Genomic DNA, 21108 nt, shown 5'->3' on the forward strand with positions numbered 1-21108 from the left:
TCCGGGGCTCGATCAGGCGCTCTCGGCCGCGGCCGCGCGGCCCGCCTGCCTGCCGGAGAACAGGCAGCCGCCGAGGAACGTCCCTTCCAGGGCGCGGTAGCCGTGGAAACCTCCGCCGCCGAAGCCGGACACCTCGCCCGCCGCGTAGAGGCCCGGGATCGGCCGCCCCGCCGAGTCGAGGACGCGACCGGACAGATCCGTCTGCAGCCCGCCGAGGGTCTTGCGGGTGAGGATGTTCATCCGGATCGCGATCAGCGGTCCCGCCGCCGGGTCGAGGATCTTGTGCAGCGGCGTGGTCCGGGCGAGGCTGTCGCCGGAGTACGCCAGCGAGTTGCGGATGCCCATCACCTGGGTGTCCTTGGTGAACGGGTTGTCGACCTGCTGGTCCCGGGCGGTGATCTGCCTGCCGAGGGCGTCCGCGTCGACCAGGTCCGAGCCCACCAGCGCGTTCATGCCCTTGACGAGCTCGGCGAGGTCGTCGGCGATGACGAAGTCCTCCCCGTCGTCCATGAACGCCTTGACCGGGGGCGGGGTGTCGTGGAACAGGCGCCCGGCCAGGTAGGCGGCGAGGTCCTTGCGGGTGAGCTCCGGGTTCTGCTCCGAACCGGAGAGGACGAACTCCTTGTCGATGATCCGCTTGTTCAGCACGAACCAGGAGTGGTCGTGCCCGGTGCGCGTGATCATTTCGAGGGTGCCGAGTGTGTCGTAGCTCGGGATGCCCGGATTGGGGAAGCGGCTTCCCTCGGCGTCGAACCACATCGAGGACGGGGCGGCGAGGACGCGGATCCCGTGGTCGGGCCAGATCGGCGAGTGGTTGATCAGGCCCTCGGTGTAGTGCCACATGCGGTCGCGGTTGACCAGGCGGGCGCCCGCGGCCTCGGTGATGCCGAGCATCCGCCCGTCCACGTGGGCGGGCACCCCCGTGATGAGGCGGGCCGGTGGTTTCCCGAGGTAGGACGGCCAGTTCTCGCGCACGAGGTCGTGGTTGGCGCCGATGCCGCCCGCGGTGACGATGACGATGGGGGCGCGCAGCTCGAAGTCGCCCACCTTGGTGCGCGAGCTCGGCGTGCCGCGCTCGGCGTCGCTGGGTTCCAGCACGCTGCCGCGCACGCCGTCGACGACGCCGCCGGTCGTGCTGAGCGAGTCGACCTGGTGGCGGAACCGGAACGCGACCTTCCCGGCTTCGGCCGCCTCGCGCACGAGCTTCTCGAACGGTTCCATGACGCCGGGCCCGGTGCCCAGGGTCAGGTGGAAGCGGGGCACTGAGTTGCCCGGACCGTCGGCCATCTGCCCGCCGCGTTCCGCCCAGCCGACGATCGGCACCCAGGTCATGCCCAAGCCGGACAGCCAGGACCGCTTCTCCTCCGCGGCGAACTGCAGGTACGCCTCCGCCCAGCGCGCTCCCCAGTGGTCCTCGCCCAGCGGGTCGTCGACGCCGCGGTCGAAACCGGCGTTGGAGAACCAGTCGGCCCGCGCCAGCTCCAAGGAGTCCTTGATGCCCGCGGCGCGCTGTTCGACGGAGTCGATGAAGAACAGCCCGCCCAGCGACCAGAACGCCTGCCCGCCCAGGCTCGCCTCGGGTTCCTGGTCCACCAGCAGCACCCGTCGTCCCGCGGCGACCAGCTCCGAGGTCGCCACCAGCCCGGCGAGGCCTGCTCCGACGACGATGGCGTCGGCCTCGGTGCCGGCGGCGGCACCGGCGGAGCCGGGGGACATGCCGAGGCCGGCCACCGCTCCGGTCGCGGCGAACGCGCTCCCGGCGGCCAGGACGTCGCGACGGCTGATACCTCGGTCTTCTGACGAACTCATCGTCGAGTCCTCCACATCGGCGTGAACGGGCTCCCGCGTGCGATCGCGACGTCCCGCGGCAGGCTCCGCACCGCCTCGTCGGAGTGCGGGCGAGCGCGGCCACCGGGGTCGGACGCGACGCCGGCTCCCACTTGCTACTGGAAAGTAGCAATCTTCGGCGGGCCGGTGCGTCTGCTGAATGGCGGGACCGCGCGCTGCTCCCGCGGCGCCGGTCAGCGCTCCGGGGCGAGGCCGCGGTGCGGTGCGGCGGCGTCCAGCCGTGCGTAGGCCTCGTGCGACGCGGTGAGCAGCGACTCGGTCGGCAGCAGCGCCGGGCGGATCTCGCCCGCCGCCAGCTCGTAGGCCTCGTGCAGCTCGACCAGCGCGCCGCGCAGCGCGGGCGGGTGGACCGGCTCCGCCGCGCTGAGCGTGCGCACGCGGGCCAGCGCCGTGTGCACCCGGGAGAGCCACGCGCGGTTCGGCAGCAGCCAGGAGATGCCGACGGCCACCGCCGCGCCCAGCAACGTCGCCCAGAACCGGTGGGAGGCGAGCACCGCCGGATCCGCCGGGGCGCCCAGCGCGCTCACGAGCAGCGCGACCGGCGTCGCGAACAGCAGGCCCAGCGCGTAGTTGAGGGTCACCGTCATCTCCGCGCCCCACTGCAGCAGCACCAGCGCGACCAGCAGCACCCACACCGCCGGGTGCGCGGAGAGCACGGCCACCCCGATCAGCACGCCGGCCACCGTGCCGGACACGCGCTGCACCATGCGCGGTACGGACGTCGCGGTGCTCGTCGCCTGCAGCACGGACACCGCGGACACCGCCGCCCAGTAGGCGTGGCCGATGCCGAGCAGGTCGGCGACGCCACCGGCGAGCAGCGCGGCCACGAAGACGCGGGCGGCGTAGGGCAGCAGCCAGGAACCGGCGCGCCGCGGGCGCACGGCCGCGCGCAGCACCTCGCGGATGATCCGCCAGCGGGACGCCGGGATGGGGGCGCGGACGTCGGCCGAACCCGCCGGGCGCAGCTCGGGGACCGCATCGCCCGCGCGGATCGCGGTCGCGGCGGTGCGCACGTCCTCGGCGGTGATCGCGGGAGCGTCCGGGCCGAGCAGCACCTCGCTCGCGTCCACGGCGCGGACCAGGCCCCGGTGCGCGGGGGAGTCGCGGTGCCGCCTGCCGACGAGCGCGACGCTGTGCCACGCCGACTCCACCGCCACCGCGGCCTGGTGCCGCGCCGCCAGGTCGGAGCGAGCCACCAGCGCGGTCGCGGTCGCGTCCAGCGCCGCCGCCACCGCCCGGCGCTGTGGCGCCAGGCCGATGACCGCCGCTCCGGTGACGTTGACGATCCAGGCGAACGCCGCGCACAGCGCCGCCGCCGCGAGGTGCGGCCCGAGGTCGGCGGCGACCAGCGGCAGGTGCGCGCACGCGCCGACGGCGAATGCGAAGATCAGCCCGCCGGGCGGACCGACCTTGACGGCCGCGCAGAGCACGGTGGCCGCGGCGCCGACCAGCGCGGTGGCCGCCAGCGCCACCGCCTCGTGCCACGGGGTGCCACCCGCGAACACGGCGATCACGTCGCCCACGGCCACGGCGAGCACCATGCCGACCGCCACCGCGCCCAGCGTCCTGGCGTGCCGGTAGTAGGGCTCGGTGCGGCCGTAGACGCTGCTCAACGCGCCGAACACGGCGCCGGGCAGCAGGTCTAGCCGGTCGATGAGCAGCAGCACGGCCAGCGGGACCGCCAGTGCCAGCAGGGCGCGGGCGGCGGGCCAGAGGAAGGGGCCGTTCCGGCGGAGCCGGAACGTGTCCCGAAGGTTGCGGGTCAGGACGGTTCCGGTCACCTGGGCAGTGTAGAGAAAATAGTTTACTAGTGAAACGATGGTGAGATGAAGCGGACACCGGATCTCATCGACGCGGCCCGGTCGCAGTGGGGCGAGGCGCGCCCGGACGTGGACACGACCAGCATCGACGTGATCGGGCGGGTGCTGCGCGCGGCGGCGGTGCTGCGGCGGCGGCTGGACGCGACGATCGCCGAGGGCGGCCTCAACCGCGCGGAGTTCGACCTGCTGTGCGCGTTGCGCCGCGGCGGTACGGCGGTCACCCCGGGGCGGCTCAACGAGCTGACCGTCTCCTCCGGCGCGGCGACCACGAAGCGGCTCCGCGAGCTCACCGAGCGCGGGCTGCTGGAGCGCTCCACGGATCAGCGCGATCGGCGCAGCGCGCGAGTGCAGCTCACCGAGCGGGGGGAGCGGCTCATCGACGGGTTGTTCCCGCAGGTCATGGATGCCGAGCAGGCGCTGCTGGCGGGGTTGAGCGCGCGGCAGCGGGAGTCGCTGGCGGGCGGACTCGCCGACCTGCTGCGCGCGGTGGAGGGTCCGGGCGAAGCGCGCTGACGGTCGCTCCTGCGGACGAGCAGGGACACATGCACCGTCAGCGAAAGAAAATCTTTCGTGAAGACCGGCATCTGGAGGAAAAATATTGTGATCTTGTCTGCGTGATGGTCATAATTTTTCGTGAACAGTGACGGCGCCACCGCGACCGCACTACGCACGAGGAGGCTGACATGACCGCACAGCAGGAAGCCGTTCTCGACCAGCCCACCACCGCGACCACCGAGGCCGAGCAGGCGGTGCCCGCGCTCCGCGCGCAGGTCACCGGTGACCTGCTGGACATCGTCGTCGACCTCGACTCCGGGCACGGCTGCCGCCTGCGCGACCTGCGCGACGGCACCGAATACCTCGACATGACGATGTTCTTCAGCTCCGCGCCGCTCGGCCACGGCCACCCCGGCCTGCGCGAACCCGAGTTCGAGGCCGCGCTGGTGCGGACCTCGCGGGTCAAGCCGGCCAACCCGGACTTCGCCACCGTCGAACAAGCCCGGTTCGCCGAGACCTTCCGCCGCGTCGCGGGCGTGCCGGAGCTGCCGCTGCTGTTCCTCATCGACGGCGGCACGCTCGCCGTGGAGAACGCGCTCAAGGTCGCCTTCGACTGGAAGACCAAGCACAACGCCCGCCAGGGCATCGGCGTCCGCGGCAGCAAGGTCCTGCACCTGGAGCGCGCCTTCCACGGCCGCAGCGGATACACGTTGTCGCTGACCAACACCGATCCGGCGAAGATCCGCGACTACCCGATGTTCGACTGGCCGCGCATCCCCAGCCCCGCGATCGAACCCGGCCCGCGCTGGGACGACCCGGAGCTGCTGGCGGAGGAGCGCGTCGCGCTCGACGCCGCCGAGGCCGCGCTGCGCCGGTACGGAGCCGAGATCGCCTGCTTCGTGTACGAGCCGATCCAGGGCGAGGGTGGTGACCGGCACCTGCGGCCGCGATTCCTCACCGCCGTGCAGGAGCTCTGCCGCGAGCACGACGTGCTCACCGTCGCCGACGAGGTGCAGACCGGCGCGCTGACCGGCGCGGTGTGGGCGCACCGGGAACTCGGGCTGGAACCGGACCTGGTGGCGTTCGGCAAGCGGCTGCAGGTGTGCGGGGTCATGGGCGGGCGCCGGGTGCTCGACATCGCCGACAACGCGTTCCGCGAGCCGAGCCGGATCAGCTCCACCTGGGGCGGATCGCTGGTGGACATGGTGCGGGCCACCCGGATCTTGGAGATCGTCGAACAGGACGGCTTGTTCGAGCACAGCCGCCGGATGGGCGAGCTGCTGCTCGGCGAGCTCGGCGCGCTCGCCGCCGAGTTCCCGGAGGTGATCCGCTCGGCGCGCGGACGCGGCCTGATGTGCGCGGTGAGCTTCCTCGAACCGGCTCGGCGGGACGCGGCGCTCGCCGTGGCGCGGGATCGGCACCGGACGCTGTTCCTGCCGTCCGGCCCCGACTCGCTGCGCTTCCGCCCGTCCCTGTCGGTGTCGCCGGAGGAGATCACCGAAGCCGTGGCCGCCCTGCGCGCCACGCTGACCGAACTCTCCTGACCCGCACCGCGACGACGTGCGCGGACCGCCCGGCCGCCGGGCGGTCCGCTGCACGCTCAGCCGGGGCGGGTCAACGCCAGGAGGGGAGCCAGAGCTCCGCCTGCCAGTGCTCCTGGGTGATCAGCGCGCCGTTCAGGATCGGCCACAGCCACACGAAGTTCGCCACCACGATGCCCACGTACAGCGCGACCACCAGCAACCCCGTCTTGCGGCGCTCGGTGTGCTCCTGGGCCGCGCCGAGGATCTCCCCCAGGACGAGCACGATCCCCAGCACCAGGAACGGCGCCATCGGCGTCGCGTAGAAGTAGTACATCTGCCGGTCCAGGTTGATGAACCACGGCAGGTACCCGGCGCCGTACGCGACGAGCACCGCCGTGTAGCGCCAGTCCAGCCGGCTCGTCGCGCGCCACACGGCCCACGCCGCCACCGGCAGCGCGAGCCACCACATGGCGGGCGTGCCCAGCAGCATCGTGGCCTGCACGCAATTGGACTCGCCGCAGCCGGTCAGCCCCGACTCGTAGTAGTAGAGCATCGGGCGCATGCCCATCGGCCACGCCCACGGCTTGGACTCCCACGGGTGCGGGTTGTTGCCGGTGTCCAGGTGGGTGTGGAAGTCCAGCACGTTGAGCTGGTAGAACAGCAGCGATCGCAGCGGATCGGGCAGGAAGTTCAGCCCCACGTCCTCGGAGATGATCGCCGCGTGCCGGTCCGTCGCCGTCTCGCTGGCGAACCAGTTCGCCCACGTCGCGAAGTACACCGCGATCGGCAGCACCAGCAGCGAGCCCAGTGCGGGCACCGTGTCCCGCAGCAGCGCGCCGACCCACGGCCGCTCCACCCCGGCGGTGCGCCGGGACAGCGCGTCCCAGAGCACGCTGAGCAGGCCGAAGGCCATGATGTAGTAGATGCCGTTCCACTTGACCCCGCAGGTCAGGCCCAACGACAACCCGGCGGCGAAGCGCCACCAGCGAAAGCCCATCCGCGGGCCCCACCTGCTGTCGCCGATGCGTCCTTCGGCGACGACCACGGCCAGCCGGGCCCGCATCTGATCGCGGTCGACCAGCAGCAGCGCGAACGCCGCCAGCACGAACAGCGCCTGGAAGATGTCGAGCATCCCGACGCGCGACTGCACGTGGCTGAGCCCGTCGCAGATCAGCAGCACCCCGGCGAGCGCGCCGAGCAGCGTGGACCGGGTGAGCCTGCGCGCGATGCGCACCAGCAGCACCACCATGACCGTGCCCGCCAGCGCCGCCGCGATGCGCCAGCTCCACGGGCTGTAGCCGAAGATCCACTCGCCGAGGGCGATCAGCTGCTTGCCGACCGGGGGGTGCGCGACGACCTCGTAGCCGGGGTTGTCCTCGTAGCCGCCGTTGCGCAGCATCTGCCACGCCTGGATGGCGTAGTACTTCTCGTCGAAGACCGGAGTGCCCTTGTCCGTGGCGCGCCCGAGGTCCCAGATCCGGACCACGCCCGCGATCAGCCCGATGACCAAGGTGATGATCCAGCTGCGCAGCCGGTCCGACGGCATCTTCGGGGCGAGCAGCGCTCGGGGGTCCCAGGAGCCGGGTTCGGCGGCGGGGGGAGTGCGGCCGGGCCCGACCATGTTCTCGGCTTGGCCGCCGGCGGAGTTCGGCACGAGCACGCTCACACCTGAATCGTAGGGTTGAGCTCATGGACCTCGAATCCGGATCGGGCACGTTGGTGCTCGCCGCGACTCCGCTCGGCGACGCCCGCGACGCGTCGGCTCGGTTGATCGACGCCTTGGGCTCGGCCGCGATCATCGCCGCCGAGGACACCCGCCGGGTGCGTGCGCTGGCGACTTCGCTGGGGGTGAGCCCGTCCGGGAAGATCGTGAGCTACTACGAGGACGTCGAGGCGGCCCGCACCCCGCGACTGCTGGAGGCGCTCCGGGACGGCCGCGACGTGCTGCTGGTGACCGACGCGGGCATGCCGAGCGTGTCCGACCCCGGCTACCGGCTCGTGTCGGCCTGCGCGGCCGACGGGCTCGCGGTGACCTGCCTGCCCGGCCCGTCCGCGGTGACGACGGCGCTCGCGGTGTCCGGGCTGGCCTCGGACCGGTTCTGCTTCGAAGGCTTCCCGCCGCGCAAGTCCGGGGAGCGGCGCCGCTGGTTCGGGCGCCTCGTGGCCGAGCAGCGGACCTGCGTGTTCTTCGAATCGCCGCGCAGGCTCGGCGACACCCTGGCGGACGCGGTGGAGGTGCTCGGCGCGGATCGCGCGGCCGTGGTGTGCCGGGAGCTGACGAAGACCTACGAGGAGGTGCGCCGCGGCGACCTCGGGTCGCTGGCGGAGTGGGCGACCGGCGAAGTGCGCGGCGAGATCACCGTGGTCGTCGCGGGCGCGGTGCCCGTCTCGCAGGACCCGGCCGACCTCGTTCCGCAGGTGGAGGAGCGCGCGGCGGACGGCATGCGCTTGAAGGACGCCGTCGCCGAGGTCGCCGAACTCAGCGGAGCCCGCAAGAACGACCTGTACACAGCAGTCCTCGCCTCCCGGCAGTGAGTTCTTGGTCCCGGCCTGCGTAGGGGTCGGGTGGCGGAACCTCAGCTGCTTCCTCGCTGCGGGATCATTTTTCCAAGTGGCTCCGCCACGAGGAAAAATGCTGTCCTCGCGAGGAAGCAGCTGAGAACCCGCGGGTGGTCACCTTGCTCAAGCCGGTCACTGCTCAGCGGCTTCGCCGCTGACAAGACACGAGAGACACGTGGGACGTGGGTGTTGCTCGGGGTGGATGAGCGCACCGGGTGGGGCCGGAGAACGTAGCGTTTCGGGCATGGTTCGGGTCATCGGGACTACCAAGCTGGCGGCGATCACGGGGGCGGAGTCGCGGAACGCGGGCTCCGGGGTCACCGCGACCGATCTCGGCATCCTGTGGGACGACGGGCGCGGTGGCGTGCTGGCCGCGTTCGGCGACACCTACGGCGACCGCTGGGGCGGCAACGGCGCGGGGCCGAAGCGCGCGGACTGGCGGTACAACGTGCTCGCCCGGTCCACCGACACCGATCTCGACTCCGGTCTCGCCTTCGACTGGGTCGTGCGGCGCGCGGACGGCTCGGCGGGCCAGTTCCTGCCCGGCGACCGCACCGGGACGCGCGAGCACACCGTGATCCCCACCGCGGGCATCGCCATCGGACGGCGCAACTACGTGCACTACATGTCCGTGCGGCGCTGGGGGATGCCCGGTGTGTGGCACACCAACTACGGCGCGCTGGCCTACTCCGACGACGGCGGGCGGAGCTGGACGAAGTCGCCCACGGCGGTCTGGCGCAACCACGGGCAGCGGTTCCTGAGCCGGTTCCGCCGCCGCGACCAGGGCGGGCACCCGTTCCAGCTGATCGCGTTCGCCGGAGTCGTCGACGGTCGCGTGCACCTGCTGGGGACGCCGAGCGGGCGCTTCGGCGCCGGGCAGCTCGCGCGGGTCGGCGCGGACGACCTGCTGGAGCCGGCGGCCTACGAGTACTGGACGGCGCGGGGCTGGGCCGCGGATCCGCACGAGGCGCTGCCCGTGCTCGGCGCCCCCGTCGCGGAGCTGTCCGTGCAGTTCAACGAGCACTTCGGCCGCTGGTTCGCGGTGCACCTGGACGAGCGTCGCGCCGCGATCGTGCTGCGCACCGCGGATCGGCTCACCGGGCCGTGGTCGGCCGGGCAGGTGCTGGCGGCGGGCTCGCGGTTCCCGGCGCTCTACGGCGGATTCCAGCACCCGTGGGCGGCGGACCGCGCTGCGGTCTACTTCACGATGACCCAGTGGCGGCCGTACAACGTGTCCTTCCTGCGCGCCGACCTGGCGTGATGCCCGTTCCCGGAGGCCTCTCGCGGGGACCGTAGGCTCGGAATCGCCGGTGGCGGCGCCCGGCCGGGACCGCGTCGGCAGGAGTGCGGCACGGAACGGGGCCCGCGCGGCCCGCGAGGGGTGAACGGTGAGCAAGAAGGACAAGAAGGAACGACCGCCGATGCCGGAGGCGCTGCCCGCGCCCGCGGTGGACGCGCACACCCACCTCGACGCGTGCGGCGCGAAGACGGCCGAGGACGTGCGGGAACTGGTGGATCGCGCGCACGCGGCCGGGATCACCAGGGTGGTCACGGTCGCCGACGACATCGAAGCCGCGAACTGGGCCGCCGAAGCGGCCACGTGGGACGACCGGGTGTTCGCGGCGGTCGCGCTGCACCCGACCAGGGCCAAGGACTTCACCGACGCGGACCGGCGAGTGCTGGAGGAACTGGCGGAGCGGCCCCGGGTCGTCGCCATCGGCGAGACCGGGCTGGACTACTACTGGGACTTCTCGCCGCCGGAACCGCAGCACGAGGCGTTCCGCTGGCACATCGACCTGGCCAAGCGCACCGGCAAGCCGCTGATGATCCACGACCGGGACGCGCACGAGGACATCCTGCGCATCCTGACCGAGGAGGGCTCCCCGGAGACGGTGATCTTCCACTGCTTCTCCGGCGACGCCGAGTTCGCCCGCGCCTGCGTGGACCGCGGCTACGTGCTCTCGTTCGCCGGCACCGCGACCTTCCGCAACGCCAACGCCGTCGGCCTGCGCGAAGCGGCCCGGCTGGTCCCGGTGGAGCAGATGCTGATCGAGACCGACGCGCCGTTCCTCACCCCGCACCCGTTCCGCGGCCGGCCGAACGAGCCGTACTGCGCCAATTACACCCTTCGGGACCTGGCGGAGCTGCGCGGCGCGGATCTCGCTGAACTGATCGTGGCCACGACCGCCACGGCCGAGCGGGTCTTTCGCCTCGATCAGGTAGCAGCCTCCTGACCTGCTCTGACTGAGCGTGTTGTGTTATTGCGCCGAACACGCGCACTGACTTGCGGTCACCTCCCGGCGACCTAGCGTCCCCTCCGGAAGCCGGGAGGGGACGCACTCGGCGATCGGCCACAGTGGACCGGGAGGTTCGCGGCGAGGCCGGGGCCTCTGCCCGGAAGCACGGCAGTCAGGACCTGTATGCGCATCCGTGGCATCACCAGGATCGGAATCGCCGCTGTGATCACGTTGTGCGGCGCTCCACTCGCCACCGCCGCTCCCGCGGCGAACGGCCCGGGACTCGAGCCGGAGACTCGTTCCGGCTCGGTGTGGGACCGGCTCGCGCACTGCGAATCCGGCGGCGACTGGGCCACCAACAGCGGCAACGGCTACTACGGAGGTCTCCAGTTCGACCGCCGCACGTGGTCCGCGTACGGCGGCGGAGCCTTCGCCGGCCTCCCGCACCAGGCGTCGCGCGATCAGCAGATCTCGGTGGCGAGCTCGCTGCGCGAGGACCGCGGCGGCTACGGCGCTTGGCCGTCCTGCGCCCGCAAGCTCGGGCTGCCGCGCTGAGCGGTGCGCCACCCCGGCCCCGAGACCGCTCGACAGTGTGAGCAAGTGACGTTCGTCATCACCCTGCGCATCCGAGTGGCCGGTGTCGACCCCGACGCGGACGGCGGGAGATGACCGCGCTCTTCCGCCGTCCGTGCCCCAACCCCCCGTCGACGAGGTCGATCAGGCCCCGAGATCCCCTGGCCCCGTGATCCGCTCACCAGGAACGACCGTGATGTCCACATCGGACTGATCCGTGGATTTGCATGATCGGCTGAGAAACCGTTGGGGTAGTGGGAAAATGGGGATCGGACCGCGCCGGATCTCACTGTTCGATCACTGACGGTGCTCGGTTGCGCGGCATTTCGGCGTAACCCAGGTCACAGAGCAGGGTGGCCCCTTGGCGGGCCCGCTCGATCACGCTAGAGTCTCGGCCTCGTAACCGATGACAACGAAGTCACGGAAACGCCCGCTAGTCGCCGCCGGGTACGTCGGGGAAGTCGGTGCCACCGATCGGGCTGGGAACGAGACCAGCACGCATCAGGTATCGGCTGAAAAGGCGCTTGGCTACGGGAGTCGGATACGGAAACGAAGCACGAAGTCGCGTAGCGGCAGGTGAAGGAGTTCGTGGACAGGCATGTTCGGCGAACTCCCCATGATCACCCGCGCGCTGCGGGCGGCTTCTCGCTTTCGAGAGGTAGCGACCCTGTGAACGGACGAGGCATCCCCGGTGCCCACGGCAGTACTGCTTACAGCGATCGATCGCTGGGCGGTGCAGGCCAGGATCACGGCTATTGGGCCGAATCCTTCAACGCGTCAACGGACTGGTTCAGCCCGGTGAGCTCGGAGCAGCAGACCGCGGTCGGCCTGCTCGATCGCGAGAGCGACACCGAGATCACGGCGGAGCAGCCGTTCGCCCCCATCACCGGCCGGTACCCGGCCCAGGACCACCCGAGCTTCCCGCCCGGCGCGCTGGAGATCACGCCGGACGACGTGCTCGAGGCGCTCGGTCCGCAGGCCGACGAGATGCTCGCGACGGCCGACATCGACGTCGAGGAGCTCATCCGGCTCGTCAACGCCGAGACCGTGGTGATGCCGCCGCTGGTCCTGCCGGACGAGCCCGAGGGCGCGACCGCACCGTCCCCCGAGGTCGTCGAGGCGATCACCACGTGGAAGCAGCGCTTCCTCAAGGGCGCGGTCGCCGCGGTCATCCTCACCCTGACCGGCACCGGCGGCGCCGCGGCGGCGATGGACAAGTCCGTCACCGTCGAGGTCGACGGCAAGGAACGCCAGGTCAACACCTACGAGTCGACCGTCGGCGAAGTCCTCGAGGACGAGGGCATCAGCATCGGCGAGCACGACGCGCTGAGCCCCTCCCCGCAGTCCAAGGTCGGGCACAACGACACGATCACCCTCGACCGCGGGCGTCTGCTGAAGATGACCGTCGACGGTGAGCAGCGCGAGGAATGGGTCCGGTCGGTGACCGTCGGCCAGGCGCTGCGCCAGCTCGGCGTCGCCGACGACGGCGCCTGGGTCTCCTCGGCGCGCAGCATGGCCGTGCCCGAGCAGGGCATGGACCTCACGGTCAAGACCGCCAAGGACATCACCATCACCGATGGTGCCGGTGAGCCGCGGCAGCTGACCACCACCGCGGTGACCGTCGACGAGCTGGCCAAGGAGCAGAACCTCCAGCTCGGGCCGGAAGACCACATCACGCCCGGCGGCGACCAGAAGATCACCAGCGGCGCGCAGGTCCAGATCGTCCGCACCGGCAGCACCGTGGTGAACGTGACCATGCCGATCGAGCCACCGGTCAAGGAGATCGAGGACGACTCGATGCTCAAGGGCGAGGAGAAGGTCGAGGACCCGGGCGCGCCCGGCGAGAAGATCGTCTTCACTCGCGTGAGCACTCGCAACGGCGAGGAGACCGGCCGCGAAGCGGTGGGCGAGAAGGTCACCAAGGAAGCCAAGGAGAAGGTCGTCCGGGTCGGCACCAAGCAGCCGCCGAACGGCGCCGTCTGGGACAAGCTGGTCCAGTGCGAGGCCGGCGGCAACTGGGCGATCAACACCGGCAACGGCTACTACGGCGGCCTGCAGTTCGACAAGAGCACCTGGGACGCCTACGGCGGCGACCAGTACGCGGCCTACCCGCACCAGGCCAGCCGCGAGCAGCAGATCTCGGTCGCGACCAAGGTCCGCGACGCCCGCGGCGGCAGCTACGGCGCCTGGCCGGGCTGCTCCTCGAAGCTCGGCCTCTGATCCAAGAGACCCCCCCGATCGGCCACCGGCACCCCACCGGTGGCCGATCGTCTTTTAGCCCCAGGCAGCCGTGGGCGGCGAAGCCGTGCCGTGGGCTGCGAAGCAAGCCTGCCTTGCGGCCGAAGGCCGTGCCTGTATGTGCGAAGCACATAGCCCACGTCGAAAAGACGACCACCGGCGGGTTCTCAGGTGTCTTCTCGCGAGGACGGCTTTTTCCCTCGTGGCGGAGCCACTTGGGAAAAAGATCCCGCAGCGAGAAGACACCTGAGGTTCCGCTACCCGCCCCACTACGCAGCTCAAGCGGAAGCCCCGAGTAACTTCTCACCCGTGGAACAGCACGCGAATAGGGCGCGGTTGCTTGGGCCGGCCGATGTTCGCCGGCTGGCCGAGGAGCTGGGGATCCGCCCGACGAAACGACTCGGGCAGAACTTCGTGCACGACCCGAACACGGTCCGCCGCATCGTGGGCGCCGCCGAGCTCACCGCCGATGACGTGGTGCTGGAGGTCGGTCCGGGGCTGGGGTCGTTGACGCTGGCGCTGTTGCCCGCGGCGGCGGGCGTGGTCGCGGTGGAGATCGATCCGGTGCTGGCGGAGCGGTTGCCGCGTACCGCCGCCGAGTTCGCCCCGGACCACCAGGGCGAGTTGCGGGTGCTGGAGGCCGACGCGCTGCGCGTGCGCGGCGCGGACTTCGCGGAGCGTCCGCCGACGGCGCTGGTCGCGAACCTGCCGTACAACGTGGCGGTGCCGGTGGTGCTGCACCTGCTGGCCGAGCTGCCGTCGTTGCGCACCGGTCTGGTGATGGTGCAGTCGGAGGTCGCGGATCGGCTGGCGGCGAAACCCGGCAACCGGACTTACGGCGTGCCGAGCGCGAAGGCCGCGTGGTTCGCCGACGTGCGCCGCGCGGGGCCGGTGCCGCGCACCGTGTTCTGGCCGGTGCCGAACGTGGATTCCGGGCTGGTGTCGTTCACCCGGATCGATCCGCCGTCGGCGGCGCCGCGCGCGCAGGTGTTCGCGGCGATCGACGCCGCGTTCGCGCAGCGGCGCAAGACGCTGCGGGCGGCGCTGTCCGGCTGGGCCGGGTCGGCGGCGCGTGCGGAGCAGGTGCTGCGGGCTGCCGGGGTGGAGCCGACGACGCGGGGCGAGCAGCTCTCGGTGGCGGATTTCGCCCGGGTGGCCGATGCCGCCGCCCAGCTGGTGCGCTGAGTTCGCACCTGAACGCGCGGCGTTGCCCGAGCTTCGACCGAACGGGTCCAAAAGCGTTGCGATGCTCACATATGGTCACTGGAATAGTTGGGTTGATCAAGAATCCCTGCTCGTGAGGGGGATGTGATTTGTCAAACGATTCCACATGGTGACCGTCCGCAGCTTGCATTCGCCGACACCCCTGCGTTCTACTATGCGGGAAATCCATCCCGAGCGGCTGAGAGACCTGGCTCCACGACGCCGCAGCAACCACTCCACGAGTGAGCAGGTGCTAACGCCAGGGTCGATGGAGTTGTGGTGTCTGAAACTCTGCTCGAAGGCGAACGCGCGCCCCGGACCAGCCGTCGGCGTGCCCGCGGTGGTCGCGCCCGGACCGGATCCGGCCCGCACGGCCTCGCGCTGACCCAACGCCGAGTGATCGATCACGGACGCCGCACCACGACGGCCTGTCGCCGCGTCCGCTGACGACCGAAGTCGTCGCAGCCCCTTCCCCAGCCTTTCTGTTCCTCCTTCCCGGCCGATGCGGCATGCCCGCCGGTCCGGCGTGAGCTGATGCGGAGCGATCGTGATCACAGTCGAGAACCTCACCAAATCCTTCCGGCACGACCAGTCGAGTCGAGCCGACGTCGTCGCGCTCGACAACGTCTCGCTGGAGGTCCCCGCCGGTGCCGTGTGCGGCGTCGTCGGCCCCAGCGGAGCGGGAAAGTCCACCCTCGCCCGCTGCATCGCGCTGCTGGAGAAGCCCGACCGCGGCGCCATCCGCGTCGACGGCACCGACCTCGTGGCGCTCGAAGGCGCCGCGCTGCGTGCGGCGCGCCGCCACATCGGGGTCGTGCCGCAGGGGGATTCGCTGCTGCGCCAGCGCACCGCCGCGGGCAACGTGGCGCTGCCGCTGGAGGCGGCCGGGATGGCCGCGCCGCAGCGCCGCAGCCGCGTCGCCGAGCTGCTCGACCTCGTCGGGCTCACCGACAAGGCGCCGGTCTACCCGGACCGGCTCTCCGGCGGGCAGCGGCAGCGGATCGCGGTCGCCCGCGCCCTCGCCGCCAAGCCTTCGGTGCTGCTCGCCGACGAACCGACCTCCGCGCTGGACCCGAGCACCACGGACTCGGTGCTCACGGTGCTCGACCGCGCCCGCTCCGAACTCGGCGTCACGGTGCTCGTGGTCACCCACGACATGACCGTGGTGCGCCGCATCGCCGATGACGTCGCGGTCCTCGAAGACGGCCGCGTCGCCGAACACGGCAAGGTGCTCGACCTGGTCGCCGATCCCGGCAGCCGCGTCAGCACCAGCCTGCTGCCCGAGACCGACCAGGCGTCCGCCGTGCCCGGTGTGCGCCACGACGTGGTCGCCGAAGTGGTGCTCGTCGGCTTCGCCGCCGTCGGCGCGCTGCTGCCGGAGGCGTCGAGCCGCTTCGGGGTGGAGCTGTCCATCCTCGGCGGCGGCCTGACCCGGCTCGGCGACACGCCGGTCGCGAAGTTCCGCATCGGACTCACCGGTGAGCGCTCGGAGCAGGCGCTGAAATGGATGGTCGACCGCGACGCGCACGTGCGGCGCGCCCCGGTCAGCGTTGATGGAGTAGCTGCGTGAGTGATCCGACCCCTTGGGCGGAAGTCGTGGAGATGCTCGGTGAGGCCACCGGCGAAACGCTCTACATGGTGGTGGTGGCCACCGTGCTGGCAGTGCTCGGTGGCCTGCCGCTCGGCGTGTTCCTGCACTTGAGCTCGCCGGTCGGGCTGGACCCGCGGCCGACGCTGCACCGGATCCTCGGTGTGGTCGTCGACGTGGTCCGGTCCGTGCCGTTCGTGGTGCTGCTGGTGGTCCTCGCCTCCTTCACGCGGCTGCTGGTGGGCACTTCCATCGGCAGCACCGCGGTGATCGTGCCGCTGACCATCGGTGCGGTGCCGTTCTTCGCGCGGCTGACCCAGAACGCGTTGCGCGAAGTGAGCTTCACCGTCGTCGAAGCGGCTATCACCACCGGCTCCGGCCGGTGGCGGATCGTGTGGACGGTCCTGATCGGCGAGGCGCGCGCCGCGCTGGTCGGGGCCGTCGGCGTCACCGCGGTGGCGCTCATCGGCTACGCCGCGATGGCGGGCGCGATCGGTGGCGGCGGGTTGGGGACCACCGCCATCCAGGACGGCTACCAGGCCTACGACGAGCGGGTGCTCTACGGCTCGGTGGTGGTGCTCGCGGTGCTGGCCTTCGCGATGCAGCTGCTCACCGACTTCACGGCGAAGGCCGTGGACCGCCGTCGCACCGCGACCGGCTAGTCGCCACCGCACTTCAGTCGAATCGGCCGACGGCAGGGGTCCCCGCGGACCCGCTGCCGGTACCGGTGCGCGTCACCGGACGGCCTCCATTCCAGAAAGGACGCACTGATGCGTATTCGTTCCCTGGCGGTCGTGCTCACGGCCGCTTCGCTGGCGCTGGCGGGTTGCGGTGGTAGCGGCACGGAAGCCGCGCAGGACCCGAACGCTCCGCTGACCATCGGCGTGAGCCCGCAGCCGCACGGCGAGATCCTCAAGTACGTCGACGAGAACCTCGCTCCGAAGGCGGGCATCGACCTGGAGATCGAGCAGTTCGACGACTACAACCGGCCGAACGAGGCCGTCGCCAACGGCGAGCTGGACGCGAACTACTACCAGCACAAGCCGTACCTGGCGGAGTACCAGGCGCAGCGCGGCGGTGAGTTCGAGTGGGTGCAGACGGTGCACCTGGAGCCGCTGTCGATCTACTCCAAGAAGGTCAAGTCCCTCCAGGAGCTGCCGGACGGCGCGCGGATCGCGCTGCCCAACGACCCGTCGAACCTGACCCGCAGCCTGAAGCTGCTGCAGGACAACGGCGTGATCAAGCTCAAGCCGGGCGCCGAGCAGGGCGCCGGGGTGCGCGACGTCGCGGAGAACCCGAAGAAGATCGAGTTCCAGGGGCTCTCCAGCGACCAGCTGCCCCGCGCGGTCGACGACGCCGACGCGGCGATCGTGAACGGCAACTACGCCCTCAAGGCCGGTTTGAAGGACCCGCTCGTCGTGGAGAAGGCGGAGAACAACCCGTACGCGAACGGCCTGGTCGCGTCCCCGGCGATGGCCAAGGACCCCCGCATCCAGAAGCTCGCCGAACTCCTGCGCTCCCCCGAGGTCGAGGACTACATCAACAAGACCTACGGCGGAGTCTCGGTAATCCCGGCTTCCTGACCCGAAGGCCGTGAGGCAGAACGGCGAAAGCCCCAGCCTCACGGCCAAAGGCCGCGCCTGACGGCGAAGCCGTGCAGTGGGGCGGGCGAAGCCACGCCTGCCCTGCGGCCAAAGGCCGTGCTTCGCGGCGAAGCCGTGCCTGGGACGAGCGAAGCGAAGTCTGCCTTGCGGCGTAGCCGTGCCTGTATTCGCGCAGCGAATAGCCCACGTCACAAAGCCGACCACCGGCGGGTTCTCAGTCGGTCTCTCGCGAGGACAGCTTTTTCCCTCGTGGCGGAGCCACTCGGGAAAAAGATCCCGCAGCGAGAGACCGACTGAGGTTCCGCTACCCGGACACCCCAGCAACACCAGCCGTGGAAGCAATCCTGAAACCCGACCTTCCACGCACCACCGCAACCACACGCCCAAACCCGGGAAGGCTCTAAACCCGACCCCACACGCCAAGCCGAACGCAGCTCTAAAACCCAACCCACACGCCAAGCCGAACCCCACTCCAAACTCGACCCCGCACGCCGAGCAAGGCATTGCTGAGGTGCCCCAGAGGGGGCGTGCGCTGTGAAGTCGGTGCTGGGGCGGCACCGGGCTGTTGCGGACACGTACGCTCTAGGAGTGCTCTCCGTGGTACCCACCCCCATCACCGTGCGTGTCCCGGCCAAGGTGAACCTGCATCTGTCGGTCGGCGATGCTCGCCCGGACGGCTACCACGAGCTGGTCACCGTCTTCCAGGCGTTGTCGCTCACCGATGAAGTGACGGTGCAGACCGCCGACGAACCCGGCATCGAGGTGCACGGCGAAGGCGCCGATTCGGTGCCGACCGGGCCCAGCAACCTCGCGTGGACCGCTGTCCGCCTGCTCGCCGAACATTCCGGGCGCGACCCGGAGGAACCCGGTGTGCGGCTCTCGATCCGCAAGGGCATTCCCGTGGCGGGCGGCATGGCAGGCGGCAGCGCCGACGCCGCGGCCGCGCTGCTGGCGCTGAACACCTTGTGGCGCCTCGAAATCGGGCGCGACGAGCTCAGCGACATCGCCGCCAAGATCGGTAGCGATGTGCCGTTCTCCTTGCAGGGCGGCACCGCGTTGGGAACCGGGCGCGGTGAGCGGCTGGTGCCGGTGCTGGCCCGGCACACCTTCCACTGGGTGATCGCGCTGGACCGGCGCGGCCTCGAAACGCCCGGTGTCTACGGCGAACTCGACCGGCTGCGCGGGGACACCGGGCCGCACGGCGTCGGTGAGGTCGAGCCCCTCCTGGAGGCGCTGGCTTCCGGTGATCCGCGGCAGCTGGCGCTGCTGCTGGGCAACGACCTCCAGTCCGCGGCCGTGTCGCTTCGGCCGAACCTGCGCCGCACGCTGCGCGCGGGTGTCGAAGCGGGTGCCCTGGCCGGGATCGTGTCCGGTTCCGGGCCGACGTGCGCGTTCCTGTGCACCGACAACGACGCCGCGGTCCGGGTGGCCGCCGAGCTCTCCGGTGCGGGCGTCTGCCGCACCGTGCGGGTCGCGCAGGGCCCGGTGCCCGGCGCCCGGATCGTCAGCGATGAGCGCGCGGACCGGCCGACCCCGCCCCAGGTCCACGCCTGAACCACCCCTCACGTTCCTCTGGAGATCAACACCCCCGATGGCGAACCTGATCAATCTCGAATCGGTGAGCAAGAGCTACGGAGTGCGACCGCTGCTGGACGGCGTCTCGCTCGGCATCAACGAAGGCGAACGCATCGGGGTCGTCGGCCTCAACGGCGGCGGCAAGACGACGCTGCTGGAAGTCCTCTCCGGGGCGGAGGCCCCCGACTCCGGGCGGGTCAGCCACTCCCGCGACACCCGGATGGCCGTGGTCACCCAGCGCACGGAGCTGCCGCCCGAATCGACCGTGCGCAACGCGGTGCTCGATCCGCACGGATTCACCGCCGAGCACGAGTGGGCGGCCGACGCACGAGTGCGATCGGTGCTCACCGGGCTCGGCATGACGCGGCTCGGGCTCGACACGCCCGTCGCGAACTTCTCCGGCGGGGAACGCCGCCGCGTCGCGCTGGCCGCGGCCCTGGTGCGCGACCTCGACGTGCTGGTGCTGGACGAACCGACGAACCACCTCGACGTCGAAGGGGTGCGCTGGCTCGCCGACCACCTGCTGTCCCGGCGCTGCGCGTTGGTGATCGTCACGCACGACCGCTGGTTCCTGGACACCGTCTGCAACCGCACCTGGGAGGTCACCGGGGGCAAGGTCGAGCAGTACGAAGGCGGCTACGCGGACTGGATCTTCGCGCGGGCCGAGCGCAACCGGCTCGCCCAGCAGGCCGAGGACAAGCGCCAGAACCTGGCGCGCAAGGAACTCGCCTGGTTGCAGCGCGGGGCGAAGGCGCGCACGTCCAAACCGCGCTACCGGGTCGAAGCGGCCGAGGCGCTGATCGCCGACGTCCCGCCCGCGCGGGACACGGTGGAACTCGTGAGCTTCGCCAAGCGCCGGCTCGGCAAGACCGTGATCGACCTCGAAGACGTGGACCTGCGGATCGCGGACCGGACGTTGCTGGAGGGTCTGACCTGGCAGATCGGGCCCGGCGACCGGATCGGCGTCGTCGGGGTCAACGGCTCCGGGAAGACGACTCTGCTGCGGCTGTTAGCCGGTGAGCGCGAACCGGACGGCGGCACCCGCCGCGAAGGCACCACGGTGCGGCTCGCCCACCTCACGCAGGAACTGCACGACCTGCCCGGGGATTGGCGCGTGCTCGAAGCCATCGAGGACGTGGCGGAGCGCGTGCAGCTCGGCAAGTACGAGCTCACCGCCTCCCAGCTCGGCGAGCGGTTCGGCTTCGGCAAGGGCCGCCAGTGGACGCCGGTCGGCGACCTCTCCGGCGGGGAGCGCCGCCGGCTGCAACTGGCGCGGCTGCTGATGGGCGAGCCGAACGTGCTGGTGCTCGACGAGCCCACCAACGACCTCGACATCGACACGCTGCAGCAGCTCGAAGACCTGCTCGACGGCTGGCCGGGCACGCTGGTGGTCGTGTCGCACGACCGCTACCTGGTGGAGCGGGTGTGCGACAAGGTCGTCGCGCTGTTCGGCGACGGCAAGCTCAGCGACCTCGTCGGCGGCATCGAGGAGTACCTGCGGCGGCGCAGCTCGCTGCTGTCGGCCGACGACGGCGCCGTCGGCAAGCAGGCCGAGGACGTCGTGGCGGCCAAGCCGAACAAGCTCTCCGGAGCGGAGGACCGGGCCGCGCGCAAGGACCTCGCGAAGCTGGAGCGCCAGCTCGACAAGCTCGGCCAGCGCGAGGAGAAGCTGCACGTCGAGCTCGCGGAGGCGGCCACCGAGCCGAGCCGCTTGCAGAGCCTCAACGCGGATCTCCGGACCCTCCAGCAGGAGAAGGACGACGTGGAAGCGCGCTGGCTCGAACTGGCCGATCAGCTGGATTGATCCCGCGGCTCCGGGCGTTCGGGGCAAGCGCGGTGCGCCGG

15 protein-coding genes, 1 pseudogene and 1 riboswitch are annotated in these 21108 nt (G+C 71.2%); of the genes and pseudogenes, 13 read left to right on the forward strand and 3 right to left on the reverse strand.

Annotated elements, in window-relative coordinates; genetic code table 11:
• Nucleotides 1-12 precede the first annotated feature (12 nt).
• Together BJ969_RS01700 and BJ969_RS01705 are read right to left on the reverse strand one after the other, a co-directional pair.
• Complete coding sequence (locus BJ969_RS01700; RefSeq protein WP_221316038.1) at nucleotides 13-1716, reverse strand: FAD-binding dehydrogenase; 1704 nt, start codon at nucleotides 1714-1716, stop codon at nucleotides 13-15.
• 305 nt (nucleotides 1717-2021) lie between these two features.
• Nucleotides 2022-3629 carry an FUSC family protein gene (locus tag BJ969_RS01705; RefSeq protein ID WP_184476656.1) on the reverse strand — a complete coding sequence of 536 codons (1608 nt, stop codon included), beginning with the start codon at nucleotides 3627-3629 and terminating at the stop codon, nucleotides 2022-2024.
• Between the two features lie 45 nt (nucleotides 3630-3674).
• On the opposite strand from BJ969_RS01705, the gene BJ969_RS01710 reads away from it, so the two are divergent.
• The gene (locus tag BJ969_RS01710) at nucleotides 3675-4181 is read left to right on the forward strand and encodes a MarR family winged helix-turn-helix transcriptional regulator (RefSeq protein ID WP_184476658.1); all 507 of its coding nucleotides are present in this window, start codon (nucleotides 3675-3677) and stop codon (nucleotides 4179-4181) included.
• Nucleotides 4182-4351: 170 nt separating this feature from the next.
• Nucleotides 4352-5707 (forward strand): L-lysine 6-transaminase, encoded by a 1356-nt coding sequence (gene lat / locus BJ969_RS01715; RefSeq protein WP_184476661.1) that lies wholly within the window; start codon nucleotides 4352-4354, stop codon nucleotides 5705-5707.
• Between the two features lie 70 nt (nucleotides 5708-5777).
• Here the strand turns inward: lat and BJ969_RS01720 are convergent, their stop codons facing one another.
• The gene (locus BJ969_RS01720) at nucleotides 5778-7352 is read right to left on the reverse strand and encodes a dolichyl-phosphate-mannose--protein mannosyltransferase (RefSeq protein WP_425503512.1); all 1575 of its coding nucleotides are present in this window, start codon (nucleotides 7350-7352) and stop codon (nucleotides 5778-5780) included.
• A gap of 23 nt (nucleotides 7353-7375) precedes the next feature.
• Here BJ969_RS01720 and rsmI point away from each other — a divergent pair, with 23 nt between their 5' ends.
• From rsmI to BJ969_RS01775, 11 genes and pseudogenes are all read left to right on the forward strand, one after another.
• On the forward strand, nucleotides 7376-8221 hold the full coding sequence (rsmI, locus tag BJ969_RS01725) for a 16S rRNA (cytidine(1402)-2'-O)-methyltransferase (RefSeq protein WP_184476663.1): 846 nt from the start codon (nucleotides 7376-7378) through the stop codon (nucleotides 8219-8221).
• 268 nt (nucleotides 8222-8489) lie between these two features.
• Nucleotides 8490-9506 (forward strand): glycoside hydrolase family 183 protein, encoded by a 1017-nt coding sequence (locus BJ969_RS01730; protein ID WP_184476665.1) that lies wholly within the window; start codon nucleotides 8490-8492, stop codon nucleotides 9504-9506.
• Nucleotides 9507-9666: 160 nt separating this feature from the next.
• The gene (locus BJ969_RS01735) at nucleotides 9667-10479 is read left to right on the forward strand and encodes a TatD family hydrolase (protein WP_184484634.1); all 813 of its coding nucleotides are present in this window, start codon (nucleotides 9667-9669) and stop codon (nucleotides 10477-10479) included.
• A gap of 291 nt (nucleotides 10480-10770) precedes the next feature.
• A pseudogene (locus BJ969_RS01740) lies at nucleotides 10771-11037 on the forward strand (transglycosylase family protein); the annotation flags it as partial.
• Nucleotides 11038-11724: 687 nt separating this feature from the next.
• On the forward strand, nucleotides 11725-13275 hold the full coding sequence (locus BJ969_RS01745) for a resuscitation-promoting factor (protein WP_425503513.1): 1551 nt from the start codon (nucleotides 11725-11727) through the stop codon (nucleotides 13273-13275).
• Nucleotides 13276-13602: 327 nt separating this feature from the next.
• Nucleotides 13603-14478: a 16S rRNA (adenine(1518)-N(6)/adenine(1519)-N(6))-dimethyltransferase RsmA gene (gene rsmA, locus BJ969_RS01750; RefSeq protein ID WP_184476669.1), complete on the forward strand. Its 876-nt coding sequence runs from the start codon at nucleotides 13603-13605 to the stop codon at nucleotides 14476-14478.
• A gap of 201 nt (nucleotides 14479-14679) precedes the next feature.
• A riboswitch (SAM riboswitch) is annotated at nucleotides 14680-14771 on the forward strand.
• Between the two features lie 272 nt (nucleotides 14772-15043).
• Nucleotides 15044-16066 carry an ATP-binding cassette domain-containing protein gene (locus BJ969_RS01755; protein ID WP_184476671.1) on the forward strand — a complete coding sequence of 341 codons (1023 nt, stop codon included), beginning with the start codon at nucleotides 15044-15046 and terminating at the stop codon, nucleotides 16064-16066.
• Nucleotides 16063-16746: an ABC transporter permease subunit gene (locus tag BJ969_RS01760; RefSeq protein WP_184476673.1), complete on the forward strand. Its 684-nt coding sequence runs from the start codon at nucleotides 16063-16065 to the stop codon at nucleotides 16744-16746. The genes BJ969_RS01755 and BJ969_RS01760 overlap by 4 nt, the downstream gene beginning before the upstream one ends.
• Before the next feature lie 108 nt (nucleotides 16747-16854).
• The gene (locus tag BJ969_RS01765) at nucleotides 16855-17667 is read left to right on the forward strand and encodes a MetQ/NlpA family ABC transporter substrate-binding protein (RefSeq protein WP_184476675.1); all 813 of its coding nucleotides are present in this window, start codon (nucleotides 16855-16857) and stop codon (nucleotides 17665-17667) included.
• Nucleotides 17668-18285: 618 nt separating this feature from the next.
• Nucleotides 18286-19242, forward strand: a complete 957-nt coding sequence (locus BJ969_RS01770; RefSeq protein WP_184484638.1) for a 4-(cytidine 5'-diphospho)-2-C-methyl-D-erythritol kinase — start codon at nucleotides 18286-18288, stop codon at nucleotides 19240-19242.
• Between the two features lie 37 nt (nucleotides 19243-19279).
• Nucleotides 19280-21067, forward strand: coding sequence for an ABC-F family ATP-binding cassette domain-containing protein (locus BJ969_RS01775; RefSeq protein ID WP_184476677.1), 1788 nt, complete (start codon nucleotides 19280-19282; stop codon nucleotides 21065-21067).
• Nucleotides 21068-21108: the final 41 nt, after the last annotated feature.

The sequence above is a fragment of the Saccharopolyspora gloriosae genome, assembly GCF_014203325.1.
GTDB classification, from domain to species: Bacteria; Actinomycetota; Actinomycetes; order Mycobacteriales; family Pseudonocardiaceae; genus Saccharopolyspora_C; species Saccharopolyspora_C gloriosae.